Origin of the sequence: Nonomuraea sp. NPDC049504, assembly GCF_040676845.1 — a bacterium.
Classification (GTDB): Bacteria; Actinomycetota; Actinomycetes; order Streptosporangiales; family Streptosporangiaceae; genus Nonomuraea; species Nonomuraea salmonea.
On record NZ_JBFAPT010000024.1, the window covers coordinates 98,620 to 116,881 of the forward strand.

Here is an 18,262-nt window from a genome sequence, read left to right on the forward strand (position 1 = left end):
AAGGGCGGCCAGTGGCCGTCCGGCGCGCGGACGGGGCAGCGTTGACGGCTGGGCACGGTGGCGGTGTCCGTTCGTGCCGTCGAGGGGTTGCACCAGCCACTGCCGCGCGAGCACCGAGGCGGCACGCGGCGGCCGTGAACTCGGCTTTGTCAGTCGTCGGTCGCCGGCGCCTTCTCGGCGCTGAGGGTTCGCAAGATGCCGGCCAGGGTCGACAACTGCTCTTCGGTGAGCGGCTTGAAGAGCTCTTCCGCCGCCCGTTCATAGCCGGCCGTCCAGTCCTGCGCCAGTGCGGCTCCTTCTGCTGTCACGTGGAGGAGCACGGAGCGGCGGTCGTCCGCGCTGGCCTGGCGTTCGAGTAGTCCGTCGCGGACGAGCGCGTCGACCAGGGTGGAGGCGGTGCCCTGCGCGATGCCGACCGCGAGGGCGAGTTCGGTGAGACGGACGGGCTGCGAACGCGCCACCTCCACCACCAGGCGGGACCTCGGCGTCGACACCCCGTGCTCGCCCAGACGCTCGTTGAAGTGACGCACGAGAACCTTCGCCGTACGGCTGAACTCGTCGGCGACCTGTGCGGCGGTCACGCTCTTCTTCGCTTGCGGCATCGCCCACCTCCCCTTGACGCACCCATCGTACGAGAGGTTACATTGACACCAATGCATCTACATCAAACTATTTGAGTGCGATGTATCAGCGCGATCAACGATGTATCAGCGCGATCAACCACGAGGAGCGGAAGCATGAAGGTCTTCGTCACGGGGGGCAGCGGTTTCGTCGGCGGCGTTGTCGTCCGTCGCCTCATCGCCGAAGGACATGAGGTCATGGCACTCGCCCGATCGGAGTCGAGCGTTCAGCGCGTACGTGCGGCCGGAGCCGAGCCCGTTCCCGGCGACCTCACGGACCTCGGACAGGACGGCTCACCGGCGCCGAGCTGGGTCGTCAAGCTGCGCGAGGGCGACGCGGTCGTGCACGTCGCGGCGCACATGGAGTTCTGGGGTCCCGACTCGCTCTTCGAGCGGGCCAACCACGTGCCGACGGTCGCCCTGCACGCCGCGAGCGTCGCGGCCGGGGTGCGTCGGTTCGTGCTCATCAGTGCCGCATCCGTCTCCACGGGGAGTCAACGTCGTCCCGTCGTCGACGAGTCGACGCCGGAAGGCCGGCCGAACGTCGCCTACAGCCGGGTCAAGCTGGCCACCGAGCGCGCACTCCTGCAAGCCTCCGGTGGGAACACCGAACTGGTGGTGCTCCGCCCGCCGTTCATCTGGGGTCGCGGAATGGCGACGATCAACGACATGGCCGAGGTCGCCGAGGCCGGACGGTTCGCCTGGATCGACCACGGCAGGCACATCGCCGACTTCGTGCACGTCGAGAACCTGGCCGCCGCCACGCTCCTCGCCCTCACGCGGGGCCGCCACGGTGGGGTTTATTACGTGACGGACGGTACGCCGATGCCCATCCGGGACTTCCTCACCCCCTTGCTGGCGACCCGCGGCGTGGACGTGTCCAAGAGCCGCAGCGTCCCCCTGGCGATGGCGGTGCCCCTTGCGGCGCTGGTGGACCGTACGGCCCGCCTGCTCCGGCGCAAGTCGGCGCCGCCGCTGACGAACTGGCTCGTGAGCTTCACCGGCCGCGACCGTTCCTACGACATCACCGCCGCGCGGCGAGAGCTGGGCTACTCACCTGACCTGACTCTGGAGAGGGGCCTGGTGGAGATGGGCTTCTCGTGAGTCCGCTTTGAGGGAATGTGGTGGGGAGATCACAGGCAGCCGGACAGATGGCGGGTTGTGCCCGTAGCTCGCCCTCGTCTGGGGCGACAGTGCTCACGCCGGTACATCGGCGCGCCGTTTTCTGCCCCGGCATCGCCGCCACGGCGCACGTGGCCAGCTTCGGGCATCAGTCGGTCTGCAGGACGAAGAACAGGAAGGACAGGAACTTCCCCGAGGGTCTGTCCACGAAGGCCTCGGGGAACACTTCGCGGGCGCCCGGTGCGGGGGCCGGTTCGCTGATGGCGGTGATGCGGAAGCCGGCCCCGGTGAAGGCGTCGGCCATCGCGTGCAGCGGCCGGCTCCAGAAGGTCAGCACTGCGGTGTGACCGCCGAGGGTCCATTCGTCGGAGCTGCTGCGCGTCGCGAAGTAGCTGGTGCCGGGCTCGGCTTGCAGGAAGTCGGCGAAAGGGTGATTGACGGACACGAGCAGTCGGCCGCCGGGCACCAGCACGCGCCGCAGCTCGGCCAGGGGTGCCGTCCAGTCCTCCAGGTAGCGCAGGACCAGCGACGCGACGACATCGTCGAACGCGGCGTCGGGGAACGGCAGCGGGCTGCTCAGATCAGCGAGGTGCAGGGGTACGTCGTCGCCGAGCCGCTGCCGGGCCAGTTCCAGCATCTTGGCGCTGGCGTCGAAGCCGGTCATGATGGCGCCGCGGTCGCGCAGCGCCGCGAACAGGGGGCCGGAGCCACAGCCGGCGTCGAGGATCCGCCTGCCGGCCACATCACCGGCCAGGTCCAGCATCGCGGGGCGCTCGTAGTACGCGTTGAGGAGGCTGGTCTCGTTCTCGGTTGAATACCCCTCGGCGATGCTGTCGTAGTCGTTCGGCACAGCCCCCTCCGCGAGGGCGGCGGCACCGTCAACAGGACGGATCCACGACGGCCGCGTGACGCGTCCGGTGCCTGCTTGACCTGCGGAACTCTGGGGAGCGAAAGCCATATCAGCGATCTTGGCACACGCTCGGCCCCTTTGCCGTGAAAGATGCAATGTGAACACGGACGGTTGTCGGAAGGATGTTCCCGCTGCACGGCGCCAGGCCGCCCCAAGGACCCGGTCAAAGCCCTGAGGGCGTTAAACGCCGAGGTCACAGGGGTAGAGCTAGGCACCTCGGGGACATGCGGGGGCACCATGCGAGCGTTCGTGATGAAGGAGATCGGGCAGGTCGGCCTGATGGACAAAGACGTCCCGCGGCCAGGTCCGCTGGACGCCGTCGTCAAGACGACCACGGCACTGATCTGCACGTCGGACTCCCACACCGTCAAGGGCGGCATCGGGCCGCGGCAGAACCTGACGCTCGGCCACGAGGGCGTCGGCGTGGTGCACGAGGTGGGCGACGAGGTGCGGACGTTCCGTCCCGGTGACCGGGTGCTGGTGGGCGCCATCACTCCCGACTGGGGCGACCTGGCCGCGCAGAACGGTCACCCGTCGCAGTCCTGCGGGCCGCTCGGCGGATTCAAGTTCGCCAACTCCAAGGACGGCGTCTTCGCCGAGTACTTCCACGTGAACGAGGCCGACGCCAACCTGGCGAAGATCCCCGACGGCGTCCCCGACGAGATGGCGGTCTACTGCGCCGACATGCTCTCCACCGGGTTCATGGGCGCGGAGAACGGCGACATCCCCATGGGAGGGACGGTCGCCGTCCTCGCCCAGGGCCCGGTGGGGCTCATGGCCACCGCGGGTGCCAAGCTGCGCGGCGCCGGTCTGGTCATCGGCGTCGAATCCGTTCCCAGGCGGCAGAAGCTGGCCCGCTTCTACGGCGCCGACGAGATCGTCGACTTCACCACCGAGGACGTCGTCGAACGCATCCTCGACCTCACGCAGGGGCAGGGCGTCGACACCGCCATCGAGGCCCTCGGCGCGGACGCGACCTTCCAGACCGCCATAAAGATCACCAAGCCGGGCGGGACGGTGTCCAACACCGGCTACTACGGCGAAGGCGACTTCGTACGGATCCCCCGCCTCGAGTGGGGCGTCGGCATGGCCGACAAGACGATCACCACCGGCCTGTGCCCGGGCGGCCGGCTGCGCATGGAACGCCTGCTGCGCATCCTGGAGGGCAAGCGGCTCGACCCCACCCAGATGACCACGCACACCTTCCGCTTCGACGAGATGGAGCGGGCGTTCGAGGTGGCGGACAAGAAACTCGACGACGTGGTGAAGGTGCTGATCACCTTCTCGTGACGGAAGCTCAGGAACGCCTTCTCGCAGACGTACACCGCCACCAAGGACAAGGCCCAGGCATGCTCGACCTCGATCCGCCCTTTCGCCCGGTGCGCCGCCTCGACGGCTACCTGGCGCTGGAGGACCTCGGCCTCATCGGCGACGGCACGACCGCGGCGCTGGTCGGCCTCGACGGATCCATCCCGTGGCTGTGCCTGCCCCGCTTCGACAGCGACCCGCTGCTGTGCGGCCTGCTGGATCACGAGCGCGGTGGCCACTTCACCGTGACGGTGGACGACCTGAGCGAAGCCAGGCAGTTCTACGAACCGGACACCGCCGTCCTGGTGACCGAGCTGCGCGGCCCCACCGGCCTCGTGCGCGTCACCGACGCGATGACCCTACGCGCGGGCACCGACCTCAGCGACGACGCGGGCGGCGGCCGGTCCGAGCTGGTCAGGTCCGCGGTCGTCCTGGACGGGACCGTACGGCTGCGGACGGAGCTGGAACCGCGCGGCGGCGCGCAGGCGCGGGCCCTGCACAGCGGCCTGGAGGTGCGCGTCACCCGGCGGCCCGACCTGCGGCTGCACCTGCGGTCCAACCGTGCGCTGACCGGCCTGCGCACCGTGCACGACCTCCAGCGGGGCGACCGCCTCGACCTGGTGCTGTCGTGGGGCCGCATCCACCGTCATCACCGGTTCGACCCCGAGACCATGCTGCGGCAGACCGCCGAGGCCTGGCGGCGCTGGGTGGGCGCCTGCACCTATCACGGCCCGCAGGAAGCGCTCGTGCAGCGCTCGGTGATCACGCTGAAGCTGTGCGACGACTGGCACAACGGCTCGCTGGTCGCGGCGCCCACGTCCTCCTTGCCCGCGCCGATCGGCGGCGTCCGCAACTGGGACTACCGCTACACCTGGATCCGCGACGCCGCCTACGCCGTGTTCGCGCTGCGCCGCGTCGGGTTCGGGGAGGAGGCGGACGCCTTTCTCGGCTGGGTCCTCGACGCCTTCGAGCAGAGCGGCCGGCCGCGCATCATGTACACCCTGCGCGGCGACCCCGTACCCGAGGAGGTCGTCGACGCAGAACTGGAGGGCTACCGGCGCTCCGCCCCGGTGCAATGGGGCAACGGCGCCGCCGACCAGCGCCAGCACGACGTCTACGGCGAGGTGCTCGACTGCGCCGACCAGTGGCTGCGCTCCGGCCGCGAGCCTCAGCCGGCGTTGTGGTCCGGCCTGGCGGACCTGGCCGGAGCCGCCGCCCACACGTGGCGGCAGCCCGACCAAGGCATCTGGGAGGTACGCAGCGAAGGCCGCGTCTTCACCTACTCCACCGGGATGTGCCAGGTGGCACTGGACCGCGCCGCGGCGATCGGCGAGCGGCTCGGCCTGTCCGGCCCGATCACCACCTGGAAGAGCACCGCCGAGAAATTGCGCCGCCTCATCCTGGAACAGTCCTGGGACGAGAAGGCCGGATGCCTGAGCGAGCACCTGGACGGCGGCGGCTCCCTGGACGCCAGCCTGCTCGCGCTCCCGCTGCGCAAGGTCGTCCCGGCCGATCACCCGCGCATGGCGGCCACCACCGCGGCCATCGCCCGGCGGCTGTCCGCCGGCGACGGCCTGCTCTACCGATACCTGCACGACGACTCACCCGACGGCCTGCCCGGCGACGAGGGCGCCTTCCTGCTGTGCAGCTTCTGGCTCGTCGACAACCTGATCCTGCAGGGCCACCTCGAACAGGCCGAGGACCTGTACGCCTCGCTGTGCGCCCGCGCCAGCCCCGTCGGACTGCTGCCCGAGCAGATCGACCCGGCCACGGGCGCGTTCATGGGCAACTTCCCGCAGGCGTTCAGCCACATCGGGATCATCGCCAGCGGCGTCAACCTCGCACGCGCGAAAGCAGGCGGTACGACATGATCAACCGGCTCGTCATCCTCGGCGCCACCGGCGACCTCAACGGCCGCTACCTGCTGCCGGCCCTGACCGCCCTGCGTGCGGCCGGGCACCTGGCCGATCACTTCGAGCTGAGGTGCGCCGACCGGCAGGACCAGACCGCGGAGGACTTCCGCCGCTGGGCGTCCGACCAGCTCGATCTGCATGCCGCGCGGGAGCAGCGCGAGGCAGGGGACGCGATCGCCGAGCGCGCCGAGTACCGGCAGGCGGACGCCACCGACCCGGCCGACCTCGCCGCGCTGCTCGCCGGTGACGGACCCGCCGCCGTCTACCTCGCCCTCCCGCCGGGGATCTTCCCCGGTACGGTGGCCGCCCTGCGCGACGCGGGCCTGCCGCCGGGCAGCCGGATCGTGCTGGAGAAGCCGTTCGGCGAGGACCTGGACGGCGCCGTGGCGCTGAACCGGCTGCTGGCGCAGGTCGTCCCGGAGCAGGCGGTGTTCCGCGTCGACCATTTCCTGGCCATGACGACCGTCCAGAACGTGCTCGGCAGCCGCCTGGCCAACCGGGTGCTGGAACCCCTCTGGAACAGTGCGCACATCGCCGAGGTCGAGATCATCTGGGAGGAGTCGCTGGCGCTGGAGGGCAGAGCCGGCTACTACGACGGCGCGGGAGCGCTCAAGGACATGGTGCAGAACCATCTGCTCCAGGTGCTCTGCCTGGTGGCCATGGAGCCGCCGCTCAGCCTTGGGGAGCGTGACCTGCGCGATCGGAAGATCGACGTGCTGCGCTCGGTACGCCCGCTGACGGACGACGACGTCGTGCGCCGCACCTGCCGCGCCCGCTATGGGGCGGGCCGCATCGCCGATCGGGACGTCCCCGCCTATGCCGAGGAGGACGGCGTGGACCCGGGGCGCGGCACCGAGACGTTCGCCGAGGTGGTGCTGGAGCTCGACAGCTGGCGCTGGTCGGGGACGACGTTCCGGCTGCGTACCGGCAAGGCGCTCGGCCGGGATCGCAAGGAGGTCGCGGTCCGCTTCCGGCCCGTGCCCCACCTGCCGGCCGGCTTCGGCACGGAGGCCGAGCCCAACGTGCTGCGCTTCGGGCTGGAGCCTGAGGGCATGACGCTGGCGCTGACCGGCATCGGCGCCGGGAGCCACGTGCTCGCCCCGGTCACCCTGACCGCCCGGCCGGCGCCTTCCGACCTGCCCGCGTACGGCCGGCTGCTGCTGGACGTGCTCCACGGGAACGCGGCCCTGTCCATCCGCGGGGACGAGGCCGAGGAGTCCTGGCGGGTCCTCGAACCGGTCATGTCGGCGTGGTCCAGGGACTTGGTGCCGCTCGTCGGCTATCCGGCCGGATCGGACGGTCCTGCCGTGGTGAGGGGAAGCTGATGCCGCAGACGAAACCGTCCCTGCGCAGCAGGCTCTGGTGGGACAACGCCGGCAATCCGGAGATGACGGCGCTGTATCTCGAACGTTTTCTCAACTTCGGCCTGACCGCGAAGGAGCTTCAGTCCGGCCGGCCGATCATCGGCATCGCCCAGACGGGCAGCGACCTCGTTCCCTGCAACCGCCACCACCTCGCCCTCGCCGACCGGGTCAGGGCGGGCGTCCGCGACGCCGGCGGCATCCCGCTGGAGTTCCCCGTCCACCCGCTGCAGGAGACCGGCAAGCGCCCGACGGCCGCGCTGGATCGCAACCTCGCCTACCTCGGGCTGGTCGAGGTGCTGTACGGATATCCGCTCGACGGAGTCGTCCTGACGACGGGCTGTGACAAGACCACCCCCGCCTGCCTGATGGCGGCGGCCACGGTGAACATCCCCGCGATCGTGCTGTCCGGCGGGCCGATGCTCAACGGCTACCACCACGGCGAGCGGACCGGCGCCTCAGGCTCGGGGCTGGTGATCTGGCAGTCGAAGCGGCTGCTGGCCGCCGGGGAGATCTGCCCCGACGAGTTCATGGAGCGCGTGGCCGCCTCCGCACCCAGCATCGGGCACTGCAACACCATGGGCACCGCGCTGTCGATGAACTGCCTCGCCGAGGCCTTGGGCATGTCGCTGCCCGGCTGCGCGGCGATCCCGGCCCCCTACCGGCGCCGGGCGCAGATGGCGTACGAGACGGGCCGCCGGGCGGTGGCCCTCGTCCAGGAGGACCTCACCCCGCGCAAGATCATGACCCTGGCGGCCTTCGAGAACGCGATCGCGGTCGCCTCGGCCATCGCCGCCTCGACGAACGCGCCGATCCACATCAACGCCATCGCGCGGCATACCGGGGTGCCGCTGTCCATCCAGGACTGGCAGCGCGTCGGAGCCGACATCCCGGTGCTGGCGAACGTCGCCCCCGCCGGTGAGTTCCTCGGCGAGGACTTCTACCGCGCCGGTGGTGTGCCCGCCGTCATGTGGTCGCTTCTGACGGCCGGGCACCTGCACGGCGACGCCATGACCGTCTCCGGCCACACCGTGGCGGGCAACCTGGCCGAGGCGCCGCCGACCGACCCGACGGTCATCCGGCCCTGCGACGACCCTCTCGCCGCGCGCGGCGGGCTGCTCGTCATGACGGGCAACCTGTTCGACTCCGCGGTCATGAAGACCTCCGTCCTCGCCGGCGACGCCCGCCCGGTGCGCGAATACCGCGCCGTCGTCTTCGACGGGCCGGAGGACTACCACGCCCGCATCGACGACCCAGGCCTGGGCCTGGACGAGGACTGCATCCTCGTCATCCGCTACACCGGGCCGATCGGCTACCCGGGATCGGCCGAAGTGGTGAACATGGAGGTGCCCGCCGCGCTGCTCCAGCGGGGCGTCGCCACCCTGCCGACGCTCGGCGACGGCCGCCAGAGCGGCACCTCCGACGCGCCGTCCATCCTCAACGCCAGCCCCGAGGCCGCGGCGGGCGGCAACCTCGCCATCCTGCGCACCGGCGACCGCGTCCGGGTCGACCTGGACGGCGCGCGCGTCGACCTGCTCCTTCCCGACGAGGAGATCGCCGCGCGGTGGGCCGACTACACGCCGCCTCCGCTCGACCACCAGACGCCCTGGCAGGAGATCTACCGCTCCACGGTCGGGCAGCTGGACGGCGGCGGCTGCATGGAGCTCGCGCTCGCCTACCAGGACCTCGTACACACCAAGGGAGTCCCGCGTGACTCGCACTGACGCCAGGGGCACCATCATGATCGCCGACTTCGACTTCGGCGACGTGGACATCGAGCGCCCGATCATCGAGGGGGCCGGGTTCGAGCTGCTCGCCGCCCAGTGCAAGAGCGAGGACGAGGTGATCGAAAGGGGCAGGGACGCCGACGGCGTCCTCACCCAGTACGCGCGGGTCGGCGCCAGGGCCATCGACGCGTTGCCGCGTTGCCGGGTGATCGCCCGCTACGGCACGGGCGTGGACATCGTCGACGTCGACGCCGCGACCCGGCGGGGCATCCAGGTCACGAACGCGCCGAACGAGTGGTGCGCCGACGAGGTCGCCGACCACGCCGTCGCGCTCTGGCTGGCCGCCGCCCGCAAGATCTGCGTGTACGACCGGGCGACCCGGCAGGGCGAATGGCACTGGCGCAGCGCACAGCCGATCTGGCGGCTGCGGGGACGCGTGCTCGGGCTGCTGTCCTTCGGCGCCATCGCCCAGCTGATCGCCGAACGCGCCAGAGCGTTCGGCGTCGAGGTGTGGGCGCACGACCCGTTCGTCGACGAGGCGGAGATCCGATCCCGCCAGGCGCGGCCGGTGTCGTTCGACGAGCTCGTGGAGGGATCCGACTACCTCGTGGTGCAGGCGCCGCTCACCCCGCAGACCCACCACCTCTTCGACCGTGCGACGCTGCGCAGGATGAAGCCGACCGCCGTGCTCGTCAACACCGCGCGCGGTCCCATCGTGGAGGACGCGGCGCTGCACCAGGCGCTCACGGAGGGCTGGATCGCCGGCGCGGCCGTGGACGACCTCGAGGAGGAACCGGCGAAGCAGCGCGACTGGCGCCCCAGCAGCCCGCTGTTCGCGCTGCCCAACGTGATCGTCACACCGCACGCCGCCTACTACTCGGAGCAGGCCATCATGATGGTGCGGCGCATCGCCGCGGAGGAGGCCGTACGGGTCCTGACCGGACAGAGCCCCCGCCATCCCGTCAACGACGTGACGTGATGCGCCAAGGCGGCATTTTCTAAGACAGAATGCTGGTGCGAGTCCCCGAGAGAAGGAGCGCTCCAGCCGTGGCGGAGAAGCAAGGCCTGCCCATCATCGCCTTCCCCTCCCAAGAGGCGTTCGAGAAATGGCTGGAGGCCGAGCACGAGTCGCCGGGGCTCTGGCTGCAGATCGCGAAGAAGGAGTCCGGCATCCCCTCCGTCACCTACGCCGAGGCGCTCGACCTGGCGCTCTGCTTCGGCTGGATCGACGGGCAGAAGGCCGCGTTCGACGACGACCACTGGTTGCAGCGCTTCACGCCGCGCAAGGCCAGGAGCAAGTGGTCCAAGGTGAACCGCGGCCGGGCGGAGCAGCTGATCGCGGCGGGGAGGGTGCGCCCGGCCGGCCTCGCCCAGATCGAGGCGGCGAAGGCCGACGGCCGGTGGGAGGCGGCGTACGCGGGGCAGAAGACCGCGACGGTGCCCGACGACCTGCGGGCGGCCCTGGACGCCGACCCGGCGGCGGCGGAGTTCTTCGCCACCCTCGACGGCAGAAACCGCTACTCGATCCTCTACCGCGTGAACGACGCCAAGAAGCCCGAGACCCGGGCGGCCCGAATCGAGAAGTTCGTCACGATGCTCCGGGAGAACAAGAAGATCTATCCCTGAGCGGTCATGAAGCGGCGGCGGACCCGTGCCGGGTCCGCCGCCGCTGCCCGCTTGAGCTCGGTCCGCGAGCTGCTGAGGCGGGCGTCAGCCGCGCTTGGCGGGGTCCCAGCCGTGGCCCCAGCCGCCCTGGACCATGGTCTGGAAGGCCCAGCCGTCCTCGGTGCGCACCAGCAGGTCGGCGTAGTGCATCTGGTGCTCCTGGCCGTCGATGGTCATCGTGGCCTCGGTCTCCACGACGACCAGGTTCGGGCTGAGGAAACGCGGGGTGCGGGTCGAGCGCAGGTCGAGACCGGCGGTGCCGCCGCCCATGGACTGCCGCATCGCCTCGATGTACTCGGCTCGCGTCCACTGGCGGACCGCCGCGTGGCCGTCGGGCACGTCGGTGACCACGTTCATCGGGAAGACCGCCAGGTCGGCCAGCTGCTCGATCGCGCCCTGCTCGGCCAGCGCGTCATAGGTGGCGAACCATGCCTCGATGCTCTTCAGTTCTTCGGTGGTGGGCTGGTACATAAGGGTCCTCCTCCATAAGCCGTACGCCGTACCGTACACCATACGGGATCAGAATGCACGCTCGCGATGGATGTGCTGGGGGAGCAGGTCCATGAAGGCGTAGAGGGCCCGGGTCGGTTTGCGGCGGGCTGAGCGGATCACGCTGAGGGTCCAGGACAGCTCCGTGTCCAGAGGCAGCGCCCGCACGCCGGGGGCTGCGGGGAACGCCTCGGGCAGGAGCGCCACGCCGAGGCCGTGCGCGACGTACGCGGGGATGGTGGTGACGTCGGAGACCTCGACCGTCACCTGGCGGCTCAGCTCGGCGCGGGCGAAGGCCTCGTCCACCACCTCCCGCTGGCCGAAGCCCAGCGGCATGTCGATGAACGGCTCCCCGGCGACCTCGGCGAGGCCCACGGCCGCACGCCCGGCGAGCGGGTGGTCCTCGGGGACGAGCAGGCGCAGGTCGTACTTCTTGATCGGGGTGACGTGCAGGTGCTCGTCGCGGAGGTGCCGGCCGACGAAGGCCACGTCCATGCGGCTGTCCTTGATCTGCTCGGCCAGTCCCGCGGTGCCGCGCTGCGACATGGCGAGGCGGAGCCGGACCCCCGGGTGCCTGCGGTGGAAGTCGCCGGCCAGAGCGGGGACGTCCACGATGGTCATGCTGGTGAGCATGCCGACGGTGAGGCTGCCGCGCAGGCCGGCGGAGACCGGCTCGACGGCGGCGCGGGCCCGGTCGAGCGCCTCCAGGGCGGCCCGGGCCTCGGGGAGGAACGCCGCGCCCGCCTCGGTGAGCTGGACCGATCGGGTCGAGCGGGTCACCAGCTCCACGCGCAGCTCGCTCTCCAGCGCCTTGAGGCCCGCCGACAGCGTCGACTGGGTCACGAGGAGGCGCTGGGCGGCGCGGGTGAAGTTCATCTCCTCCGCCACCGCGATGAAGTACTCCAGTCTGCGCTGGTCCATCCACGCCTCCAATAATCGAAATCAGCGATAACAGCATCGAAATTCTTCGTTGGACACGATAGGTGAGCGTCGGTGAAAGTGGCCATGACGGCACTTCCACGAAGGACGATTCATGCGCGTATTTCTCACCGGCGGCACCGGCTACATCGGCACGGCGGTTCTCGGCCGGCTCATCAGCGAAGGCCACCAGGTCACCGCGCTGGTCCGCGACCCGGGCAAGGCGGAGGCCGTACGGGCGAAAGGGGCGGACCCCGTCATCGGCGACCTGGCCGACGGCGCGACCGTGCACCGGCTCGCCGGCGCCGCCGACGGCGTCATCCACCTGGCCTCACCAGGTGACGGCAGCAGTGCGCGGATCGACGACACGGCGGCCACGCACATCATCGCCGCCCTGAAAGGCAGCGACCGGCCGTACGTCCACACCACCGGCGTCTGGGTGCACGGGAGCGGCGCCGCCATCACCGAGACGAGCCCGATGAACCCGCCGCGCCTGACGGCCTGGCGGGTGCCGATCGCGGAGCGGGTGCTGTCCGCGCCGGGCGTGCGGAGCGTGGTGGTGGCTCCCGCCGTGGTCCACGGTCACGGCGGCGGGCTGCTCGATGTCGTGGCCGCGGGGCCGAGGGCCGGCGGGGCCCTGACCATGATCGGACACGGGGACCAGCATTGGAGCACCGTGCACGTGGACGACCTCGCCGCCCTCTACGTGCGGGCACTGGAAAAGGCGCCGGCGGGCTCGTACTTCATCGGGGCGAGCGGCGCGAACCCCACCGTCCGCGAGATCACCGAGGCGGTGAGCCGGGCGATCGGCCTGTCCGGCCGGGTCGCGCCCGAGCCGGTGGTCCAGACGCTGGAGCGGCTCGGGCTGCTCGGCGAGGCCCTGCTGCTCGACCAGCAGGCCACCGGGGACGCCGCACGGCGCACCCTCGGCTGGGCACCGGAACACCCCACGATCCTCGAGGACATCGCGCCATGACGCGGCCATGGATGCGTTCGCCCGCCCTGCCCGTGCTGGCGGCCGTCGCGGCCGGAGCGGTCGTCCCGGTGCAGTCCCGGGTGAACGCCGAGCTGTCCCACCGGCTCGGCGACGCGGTCGGCGCCGCCGCCATCAGCTTCACCGGCGGCGCGATCATCATGACCGTGCTCGCGCTCTGCCTGCCGCGGCTGCGCCAGGCGCTGATGAGCCTGCCGCGCGTCACGCGGGAGCGCCGCCTGCCGCGCCGCTACCTGCTGGCGGGGATGCTGGGCGGGACGTTCACGCTGGCCCAGTCGACGACCGCGCTGATCACGGGCATCGCGGTGTTCACGGTGTCGGCCATCGCGGGACAGACCCTCGGCGGGCTGATCGTCGACGCCCGGGGCGTCGGCGGCGTGCTCCGGCAGCGGCCCGGCGTCCATCGTCTGGCGGGTGCGGCGCTCACCCTGGTGGCCGCCGTCGTCTCCGCGCTGCCGGGGCTCTCCGGCGCCCCGGCCACGGTGCTGCTTCCCGCGCTGCTCGCCGTGGCCGCCGGCCTGCTGCTGGGCCTGCAACAGGCCATGAACGGCGCCACCGGGGCGGCGGTGGCCTCGCCGCTCGCCGCCACCTGGGTGAACTTCGCCGTCGGCGCGGTCTTCCTCGGCCTCGCCTGGACCGTGAAGACCCTGGCCTTCGGCCTCGGCGGCCACCCGTTGCCCACGCAGTGGTGGGCCTACCTCGGGGGCGCGTGCGGCGTCGTCTTCATCGCGACGTCCGCCCTGCTCGTCCGCAGGATCGGCGTGCTGCTCCTGGGTATGGCGTCCATCGCGGGACAACTGCTGAGCTCCATCGTCCTGGACGCCGTCCTGCCCTCGGGCGACCACGCGCCGGGAGCGTTCACCGTCGTCGGCGCGGTCCTCACCTTCGCGGCCGTCTGGATCGCCGCCCATCGCAAGCAGGAAAGAAAGGAAGAACCACGGTGCCCCACGACCGCATCCTCATCAAGGGCGCGTATCTGATGACCCAGGACGAGCGGCTCGGCGACCTCGCCGGGGACGTCCTCATCGCCGATGGAACGATCCAGGAGATCGGCCCTGACCTCCAGGACGGGCAGGCCCGCGTGATCGACGGCTCCGGCACCGTCGTGCTGCCCGGCTTCATCGACACCCACCGGCACAACTGGCAGGGAGCGCTGCGCGGCCTGGGCCCCGCCTGGACCTACGAGGAGTACCGCAGCCGCGTCCAGATCGGGCTCGGCCAGTACTTCGAGCCCCGCGACGTGCACATCGGCAATCTGGCGGCCGACCTGCTGTCCATCGACGCCGGGGTGACCACGGTGCGCGACGAGTCGCACATCAGCAACAGCCCCGAGCACACCGACGCCGCGATCGCCGCGCACTGGGAGTCGGGCATCCGCGCGGTGTTCGACCACGGGTGGCCGTCCACGGAGGCCGAGGCATGGCAGTTCGGCAGCGACCGTACGCACCCGGACGACATCCGGCGCGTACGCCGCGACGTGCTCACCGACGACACCGCCCGCGTCACGCTGAACGCGATGCTCCGCGGCCCGGAACTGTCCACCCCCGAGGTGGCCGAGCACGACATCCGGCTCGCCAGGGAGCTCGGGCTGCGCATCAGCATGCACGTGGGCCTGGGGGAGTGGGGCGCGAAGCAGCAGGCGATCGGCAGGCTCGCCGGCTCCGGGCTGCTGGGCTCCGACATGACGTTCATCCATTGCTGCACCTCCACCGACGAGGAGCTCAGGATGATCGCCGCCCACGGAGCCACGGCGTCCGTGGCGTCCGCGCTGGAGGTCTTCATGCCGGGGCTCGGCCAGCCGGCCACCAACCGCCTGCTCGCCGCCGGCGTACGCCCGAGCCTGAGCGTGGACACCGAGACGATCGTCAGCGGCGACATGTTCGGCGTCATGCGGGCCGCGCTCGCCTACCAGCAGCTCGTCGTCGCCGGGGCGGCCGGCCCGATGGACCGCGCCCCGGGACTGCCCACCTTCGACGCGGCCGACCTGCTCTCCTTCGCCACCATCGAAGGCGCGCGGGCCTGCGGCATCGACGACCGTACGGGCAGCCTGACGCCGGGGAAGGAGGCGGATCTGATCATGATCAGGATCGACCACGCGAACCTGCTGCCCGCCACCGACCCCGCGGCCGCGATCGTCGCGAACGGTCACGCGGGCAACGTGGACACCGTGGTCGTGGCCGGCCGCGTCCTGAAGGAGGGCGGCGTGCTCAAGGGCAGGGAGACGGTGTTCGAGCAGGCGGCGGCCTCCCGCGACCGGCTGTTCCGCGCCGCCGGCCTCAGCCGGTCCGGGGCGGCGGGCTGAACAGGCGGTATTCCCCTACCTCGACGAACCCCATCCGCCGATAGACGGGGGCGCCCATGCCGCTGGCCTGGAGCGTGCCGATGGCCAGGCCGCGTTCGCGTCCTGCCTGGAGGGCCGCGGCGGTGAGCGCCGCGCCGATGCCCCGGCGGCGGTACGGCTCCGCGGTCGCGACGACGTAGACGCCGGCCACCCCGTGCGCGTCGTACAGCAGGGCGGTGCCCACCGCCCTGCCGTCGATCCGTCCGACGAGGCGGACGATGCGTGCGTCGTCCGTCCGCGCCGACTCGTTGCGGACGGCCTCGTCGATCAGGTCGCCGGTGACGCCGAAGGACGGGCCGTAGGCGTTCACCCACTCCTCCAGCGCGTCCACGGGTGCGATCTCCAGGCCGGCGGGCTGCTCGACGGGGGCGAGCCGGTCAAGGTCGACGGCCATGATCGGCATCGCCCCCGCGAGTTCGGCTCCGTGGCGGACGAGCTCGTCGGCGATGCCGCCGGCGCTGTCCGGCCCGACCCACCACAGCCACGGGACGTCGCCCATGGCCTCGGCGGCCTGGCTCACCTGCCCGGGGTCCTGGGCTCGGAGCACCCCGTTGAGCTGGGAGTGGGTGATGTCGCTGCGGTAGTACGCGAGGGCACCGCCGGAGCGGGCCGCCGCGCCCCAGCCGAGCCAGTAGTCGCGGCAGTTGGCCAGGTGCGGTTCGAGGTCCGGCGTCAATGTTCCTCCTCCACCGATGCGTCCGGTGTGGCTGCTTGACCAGGTGATTCAGCGTATGCGGTCGAGCAGGGAGCTCCCGCCCTCCGGGGCGAAGGGGGCGCCGGTGGTGCGGGCGCGCAGGCCCAGGGCGAGGGCTTCGCCGAGGAGGCTGACGCCGATGGACAACGTCATCGGGCGCAGCTCTTCCGACGTGGTCAGCGCGCCGAGGCCGGCGTTGACGGCGGCCGAGGCGGCCCAGACGAGCAGGGTCCAGACGGTGTAGCGCTGCCAGAGGTGGCCGTCGCGGACGAACAGGCGTGGGGTCAGGCCGCGCAGCGCGCCCAGCAGCAGTCCCACGACGGCGCCGGCCAGCACCCAGGCGAGGTCGGCGCTGACCGGATGCACGTCCTTGACCAGGCCGTACGCGCCGATGCCGACGAGCACCACGGGTGGGCCGAACAGGTCGCGGGCCCGCAGGGGCTCTCCTTTGAAGCGGCGGATCACCACGACGACGACCAGGGCGAGCGCGATGAACGCGAACATGACACCTCCGTTTTGTAGCACGAGCATGCTAAATAAGAACGTAGCATGAGCGTGCTATAAAGGCAGGGTGCCGAAGATCGTGGATGCGGGGGAGCGGCGGCGGGCGGTCGCCGAGGCGGTGTTCCGTGTGGTCGGCCGTGACGGCCTGGAGCAGGCGTCGCTGCGCAACGTCGCCGCCGAGGCCGGGCTGGCCATCGGATCGGTGCGGCACTACTTCGACGGGCACGACGAGCTGATGGTGTTCGCGATGCGGGAGATGTCCGCGCGCGTGATCGGCCGGCTGGACGCCCACGCCGAACGCCTCATGGACCCGTCGGCGCCGCCCACCCCCGACGAGCAGCGCGAGATCGCCGTCCGCATGCTGGCCGAGCTGCTGCCCCTGGACGACGAGCGGCGTACCGAGGTCATCGTCTGGTTGTCCTTCGTCGCCGCCGCGCGCACCAGGCCCGGCCTGCGCGCGCACGCCGACGAGTTGTACGACGGCCTGCTCGCGCTCACCACCCGCATCCTCGAGGGCGCCCGCCGGTCGGGGCGGCTGCGCCAGGACCGCGACGTCACCCTGGAGGCGCGCCGCCTGTGCGCGCTGCTCGACGGGCTGGCGATGCAGGCCGCGTTCCACCCCGGCAGGCTGGACGCCGACACCATCCTCGGCGTCCTGCGCACGCACCTGGCCGCGCTCGCGCCCTGAAAGTCAGATCTCCGTGCGCCGGTCGACGCCGAGCGTGGCGATGAGGTCCTCGTGGAGCTGGAACCAGACGCGGTGGCAGGAGTCGACCTCGCTGCCGTCCACCCAGGCGGTGTCCCCTGCTCGCGCGCGGGCCAGGGCCGCGGCGAAGCGGGTGTCGTACCCGCGCAGTCGTGACAGGACGCGCCCGAGCCGGTCGGTCAGTGGCGTGAGCGCGTCCGAGAGGGCGGCGAGTTCGCCGAGGACGCGGGTGTCCCAGGCGGGGTCGGTGTGGTCGTTGGCGGCGAGCCGGTCGCCGGGGGCGGGCCGGAGCTGCCAGTCGGTGCAGGCCTGCTGCAGACGGGCGTTCAGGGGGAGGAACGCTCGATAGGCGTCGCGGACCTCGTCCGTGCCGCCGGCGTCGGCGAGCTCGGCGGCGAGGCGGCGCTCGTTCTCGGCGCGGCCGCGTTCGGTCAGCGACCAGCCTGCGGTGCCGGCGAAGGCGGAGCGGCCGACCCAGCCGTGCGCCTCGGCGTCGTGCAGCAGTTCCTCCGTCTCGGCCGCGTCGAGGTCGTAGCGCCGGGCGAGCTCCGGGGTGCCGGCGAAGCCGAGCACGCGTACGGCGTGCAGGACCAGCAGGTCGGGTACGGAGTCGCGGGTCATGAGCCGGTGTCCTGCCGCGCGGTCAGGCGGGTGTAGTGCTGCTGGCAGGCCTGGGGCGAGTTGAAGCCCATCGCGTCCGCCATCTGTGCCCAGGTGAGGCCGGCGCCCCGGGCGATGAACAGCAGGGCGGACTCCAGTCCTTCGGCCTCGGCGCGGGCGGCGGGCAGGAGGGCCAGCGCGCCGAGCACGTCGCCGGGGCCGAGGTCGGCGTGGCGCCAGACGGCGAACTGGACGAGGTCGATCGCCGACGGCGGCACCGGCGCGGGGCGCCAGGGGCGGGGGTCGAGCGCGTCCGCGCCGAGGCGCAGGAGGCGTTCACGGGCCTCCTTCTCGCGGTCGGCTTCCTCTCGTGGGTTGCGTGACATGTCG

The 18,262-nt window shown here is 71.6% G+C and carries 19 protein-coding genes; 11 read left to right on the forward strand and 8 right to left on the reverse strand.

Annotated elements, in window-relative coordinates; all coding sequences use genetic code 11:
- Positions 1–149 precede the first annotated feature (149 nt).
- Entirely contained in the window at positions 150–602 is a 453-nt protein-coding gene (locus AB0K28_RS37230) for a MarR family transcriptional regulator (RefSeq protein WP_345407856.1), read from the reverse strand.
- A 135-nt stretch (positions 603–737) separates the two neighbouring features.
- On the opposite strand from AB0K28_RS37230, the gene AB0K28_RS37235 reads away from it, so the two are divergent.
- Positions 738–1,724: an NAD-dependent epimerase/dehydratase family protein gene (locus tag AB0K28_RS37235; protein WP_364379292.1), complete on the forward strand. Its 987-nt coding sequence runs from the start codon at positions 738–740 to the stop codon at positions 1,722–1,724.
- 166 nt (positions 1,725–1,890) lie between these two features.
- Here AB0K28_RS37235 and AB0K28_RS37240 read toward each other — a convergent pair whose 3' ends face one another.
- Complete coding sequence (locus AB0K28_RS37240; RefSeq protein ID WP_364379295.1) at positions 1,891–2,592, reverse strand: class I SAM-dependent methyltransferase; 702 nt, start codon at positions 2,590–2,592, stop codon at positions 1,891–1,893.
- A gap of 297 nt (positions 2,593–2,889) precedes the next feature.
- Here AB0K28_RS37240 and AB0K28_RS37245 point away from each other — a divergent pair, with 297 nt between their 5' ends.
- The 6 genes from AB0K28_RS37245 to AB0K28_RS37270 all read left to right on the forward strand — a co-directional run bounded on the left by AB0K28_RS37245 (position 2,890) and on the right by AB0K28_RS37270 (position 10,587).
- Positions 2,890–3,942 carry an NAD(P)-dependent alcohol dehydrogenase gene (locus AB0K28_RS37245; RefSeq protein ID WP_364379298.1) on the forward strand — a complete coding sequence of 351 codons (1,053 nt, stop codon included), beginning with the start codon at positions 2,890–2,892 and terminating at the stop codon, positions 3,940–3,942.
- A 59-nt stretch (positions 3,943–4,001) separates the two neighbouring features.
- The gene (locus tag AB0K28_RS37250) at positions 4,002–5,831 is read left to right on the forward strand and encodes a glycoside hydrolase family 15 protein (RefSeq protein ID WP_364379301.1); all 1,830 of its coding nucleotides are present in this window, start codon (positions 4,002–4,004) and stop codon (positions 5,829–5,831) included.
- Positions 5,828–7,198 (forward strand): glucose-6-phosphate dehydrogenase, encoded by a 1,371-nt coding sequence (locus tag AB0K28_RS37255; protein WP_345407842.1) that lies wholly within the window; start codon positions 5,828–5,830, stop codon positions 7,196–7,198. The genes AB0K28_RS37250 and AB0K28_RS37255 overlap by 4 nt, the downstream gene beginning before the upstream one ends.
- Positions 7,198–8,958, forward strand: a complete 1,761-nt coding sequence (locus AB0K28_RS37260; protein WP_364379305.1) for an IlvD/Edd family dehydratase — start codon at positions 7,198–7,200, stop codon at positions 8,956–8,958. The genes AB0K28_RS37255 and AB0K28_RS37260 overlap by 1 nt, the downstream gene beginning before the upstream one ends.
- Complete coding sequence (locus tag AB0K28_RS37265; RefSeq protein ID WP_345407836.1) at positions 8,945–9,940, forward strand: C-terminal binding protein; 996 nt, start codon at positions 8,945–8,947, stop codon at positions 9,938–9,940. The genes AB0K28_RS37260 and AB0K28_RS37265 overlap by 14 nt, the downstream gene beginning before the upstream one ends.
- 68 nt (positions 9,941–10,008) lie before the next feature.
- Positions 10,009–10,587 (forward strand): YdeI/OmpD-associated family protein, encoded by a 579-nt coding sequence (locus tag AB0K28_RS37270; RefSeq protein WP_364379308.1) that lies wholly within the window; start codon positions 10,009–10,011, stop codon positions 10,585–10,587.
- 84 nt (positions 10,588–10,671) lie between these two features.
- On the opposite strand, the gene AB0K28_RS37275 is transcribed toward AB0K28_RS37270, so the two are convergent.
- Positions 10,672–11,097 carry a nuclear transport factor 2 family protein gene (locus AB0K28_RS37275; protein ID WP_364379311.1) on the reverse strand — a complete coding sequence of 142 codons (426 nt, stop codon included), beginning with the start codon at positions 11,095–11,097 and terminating at the stop codon, positions 10,672–10,674.
- 48 nt (positions 11,098–11,145) lie between these two features.
- Positions 11,146–12,036, reverse strand: a complete 891-nt coding sequence (locus tag AB0K28_RS37280) for a LysR substrate-binding domain-containing protein (RefSeq protein WP_364379314.1) — start codon at positions 12,034–12,036, stop codon at positions 11,146–11,148.
- A gap of 112 nt (positions 12,037–12,148) precedes the next feature.
- Here AB0K28_RS37280 and AB0K28_RS37285 point away from each other — a divergent pair, with 112 nt between their 5' ends.
- Genes AB0K28_RS37285 through AB0K28_RS37295 form a run of 3 tightly spaced genes read left to right on the forward strand, consistent with a single transcriptional unit; the run spans position 12,149 to position 15,329 of the window.
- Positions 12,149–13,009, forward strand: a complete 861-nt coding sequence (locus AB0K28_RS37285) for an NAD-dependent epimerase/dehydratase family protein (protein ID WP_364379317.1) — start codon at positions 12,149–12,151, stop codon at positions 13,007–13,009.
- Positions 13,006–14,007 carry a DMT family transporter gene (locus AB0K28_RS37290; RefSeq protein WP_364379320.1) on the forward strand — a complete coding sequence of 334 codons (1,002 nt, stop codon included), beginning with the start codon at positions 13,006–13,008 and terminating at the stop codon, positions 14,005–14,007. The genes AB0K28_RS37285 and AB0K28_RS37290 overlap by 4 nt, the downstream gene beginning before the upstream one ends.
- On the forward strand, positions 13,968–15,329 hold the full coding sequence (locus tag AB0K28_RS37295) for an amidohydrolase family protein (RefSeq protein ID WP_364379323.1): 1,362 nt from the start codon (positions 13,968–13,970) through the stop codon (positions 15,327–15,329). The genes AB0K28_RS37290 and AB0K28_RS37295 overlap by 40 nt, the downstream gene beginning before the upstream one ends.
- On the opposite strand, the gene AB0K28_RS37300 is transcribed toward AB0K28_RS37295, so the two are convergent.
- The gene (locus AB0K28_RS37300; RefSeq protein ID WP_364379326.1) at positions 15,304–16,044 is read right to left on the reverse strand and encodes a GNAT family N-acetyltransferase; all 741 of its coding nucleotides are present in this window, start codon (positions 16,042–16,044) and stop codon (positions 15,304–15,306) included. The genes AB0K28_RS37295 and AB0K28_RS37300 overlap by 26 nt on opposite strands.
- Positions 16,045–16,092: 48 nt before the next feature.
- Positions 16,093–16,566 carry a hypothetical protein gene (locus AB0K28_RS37305; protein WP_364379329.1) on the reverse strand — a complete coding sequence of 158 codons (474 nt, stop codon included), beginning with the start codon at positions 16,564–16,566 and terminating at the stop codon, positions 16,093–16,095.
- Between the two features lie 67 nt (positions 16,567–16,633).
- Between AB0K28_RS37305 and AB0K28_RS37310 the strand changes: the two genes are divergently transcribed.
- On the forward strand, positions 16,634–17,254 hold the full coding sequence (locus AB0K28_RS37310) for a TetR family transcriptional regulator C-terminal domain-containing protein (RefSeq protein WP_364379332.1): 621 nt from the start codon (positions 16,634–16,636) through the stop codon (positions 17,252–17,254).
- Positions 17,255–17,257: 3 nt separating this feature from the next.
- Here AB0K28_RS37310 and AB0K28_RS37315 read toward each other — a convergent pair whose 3' ends face one another.
- Both AB0K28_RS37315 and AB0K28_RS37320 read right to left on the reverse strand, forming a co-directional pair.
- Complete coding sequence (locus AB0K28_RS37315) at positions 17,258–17,893, reverse strand: transcriptional regulator (RefSeq protein WP_345407818.1); 636 nt, start codon at positions 17,891–17,893, stop codon at positions 17,258–17,260.
- Positions 17,890–18,258 (reverse strand): DNA-binding protein, encoded by a 369-nt coding sequence (locus AB0K28_RS37320; protein ID WP_364379335.1) that lies wholly within the window; start codon positions 18,256–18,258, stop codon positions 17,890–17,892. The genes AB0K28_RS37315 and AB0K28_RS37320 overlap by 4 nt, the downstream gene beginning before the upstream one ends.
- Between the last annotated feature and the right edge of the window lie 4 nt (positions 18,259–18,262).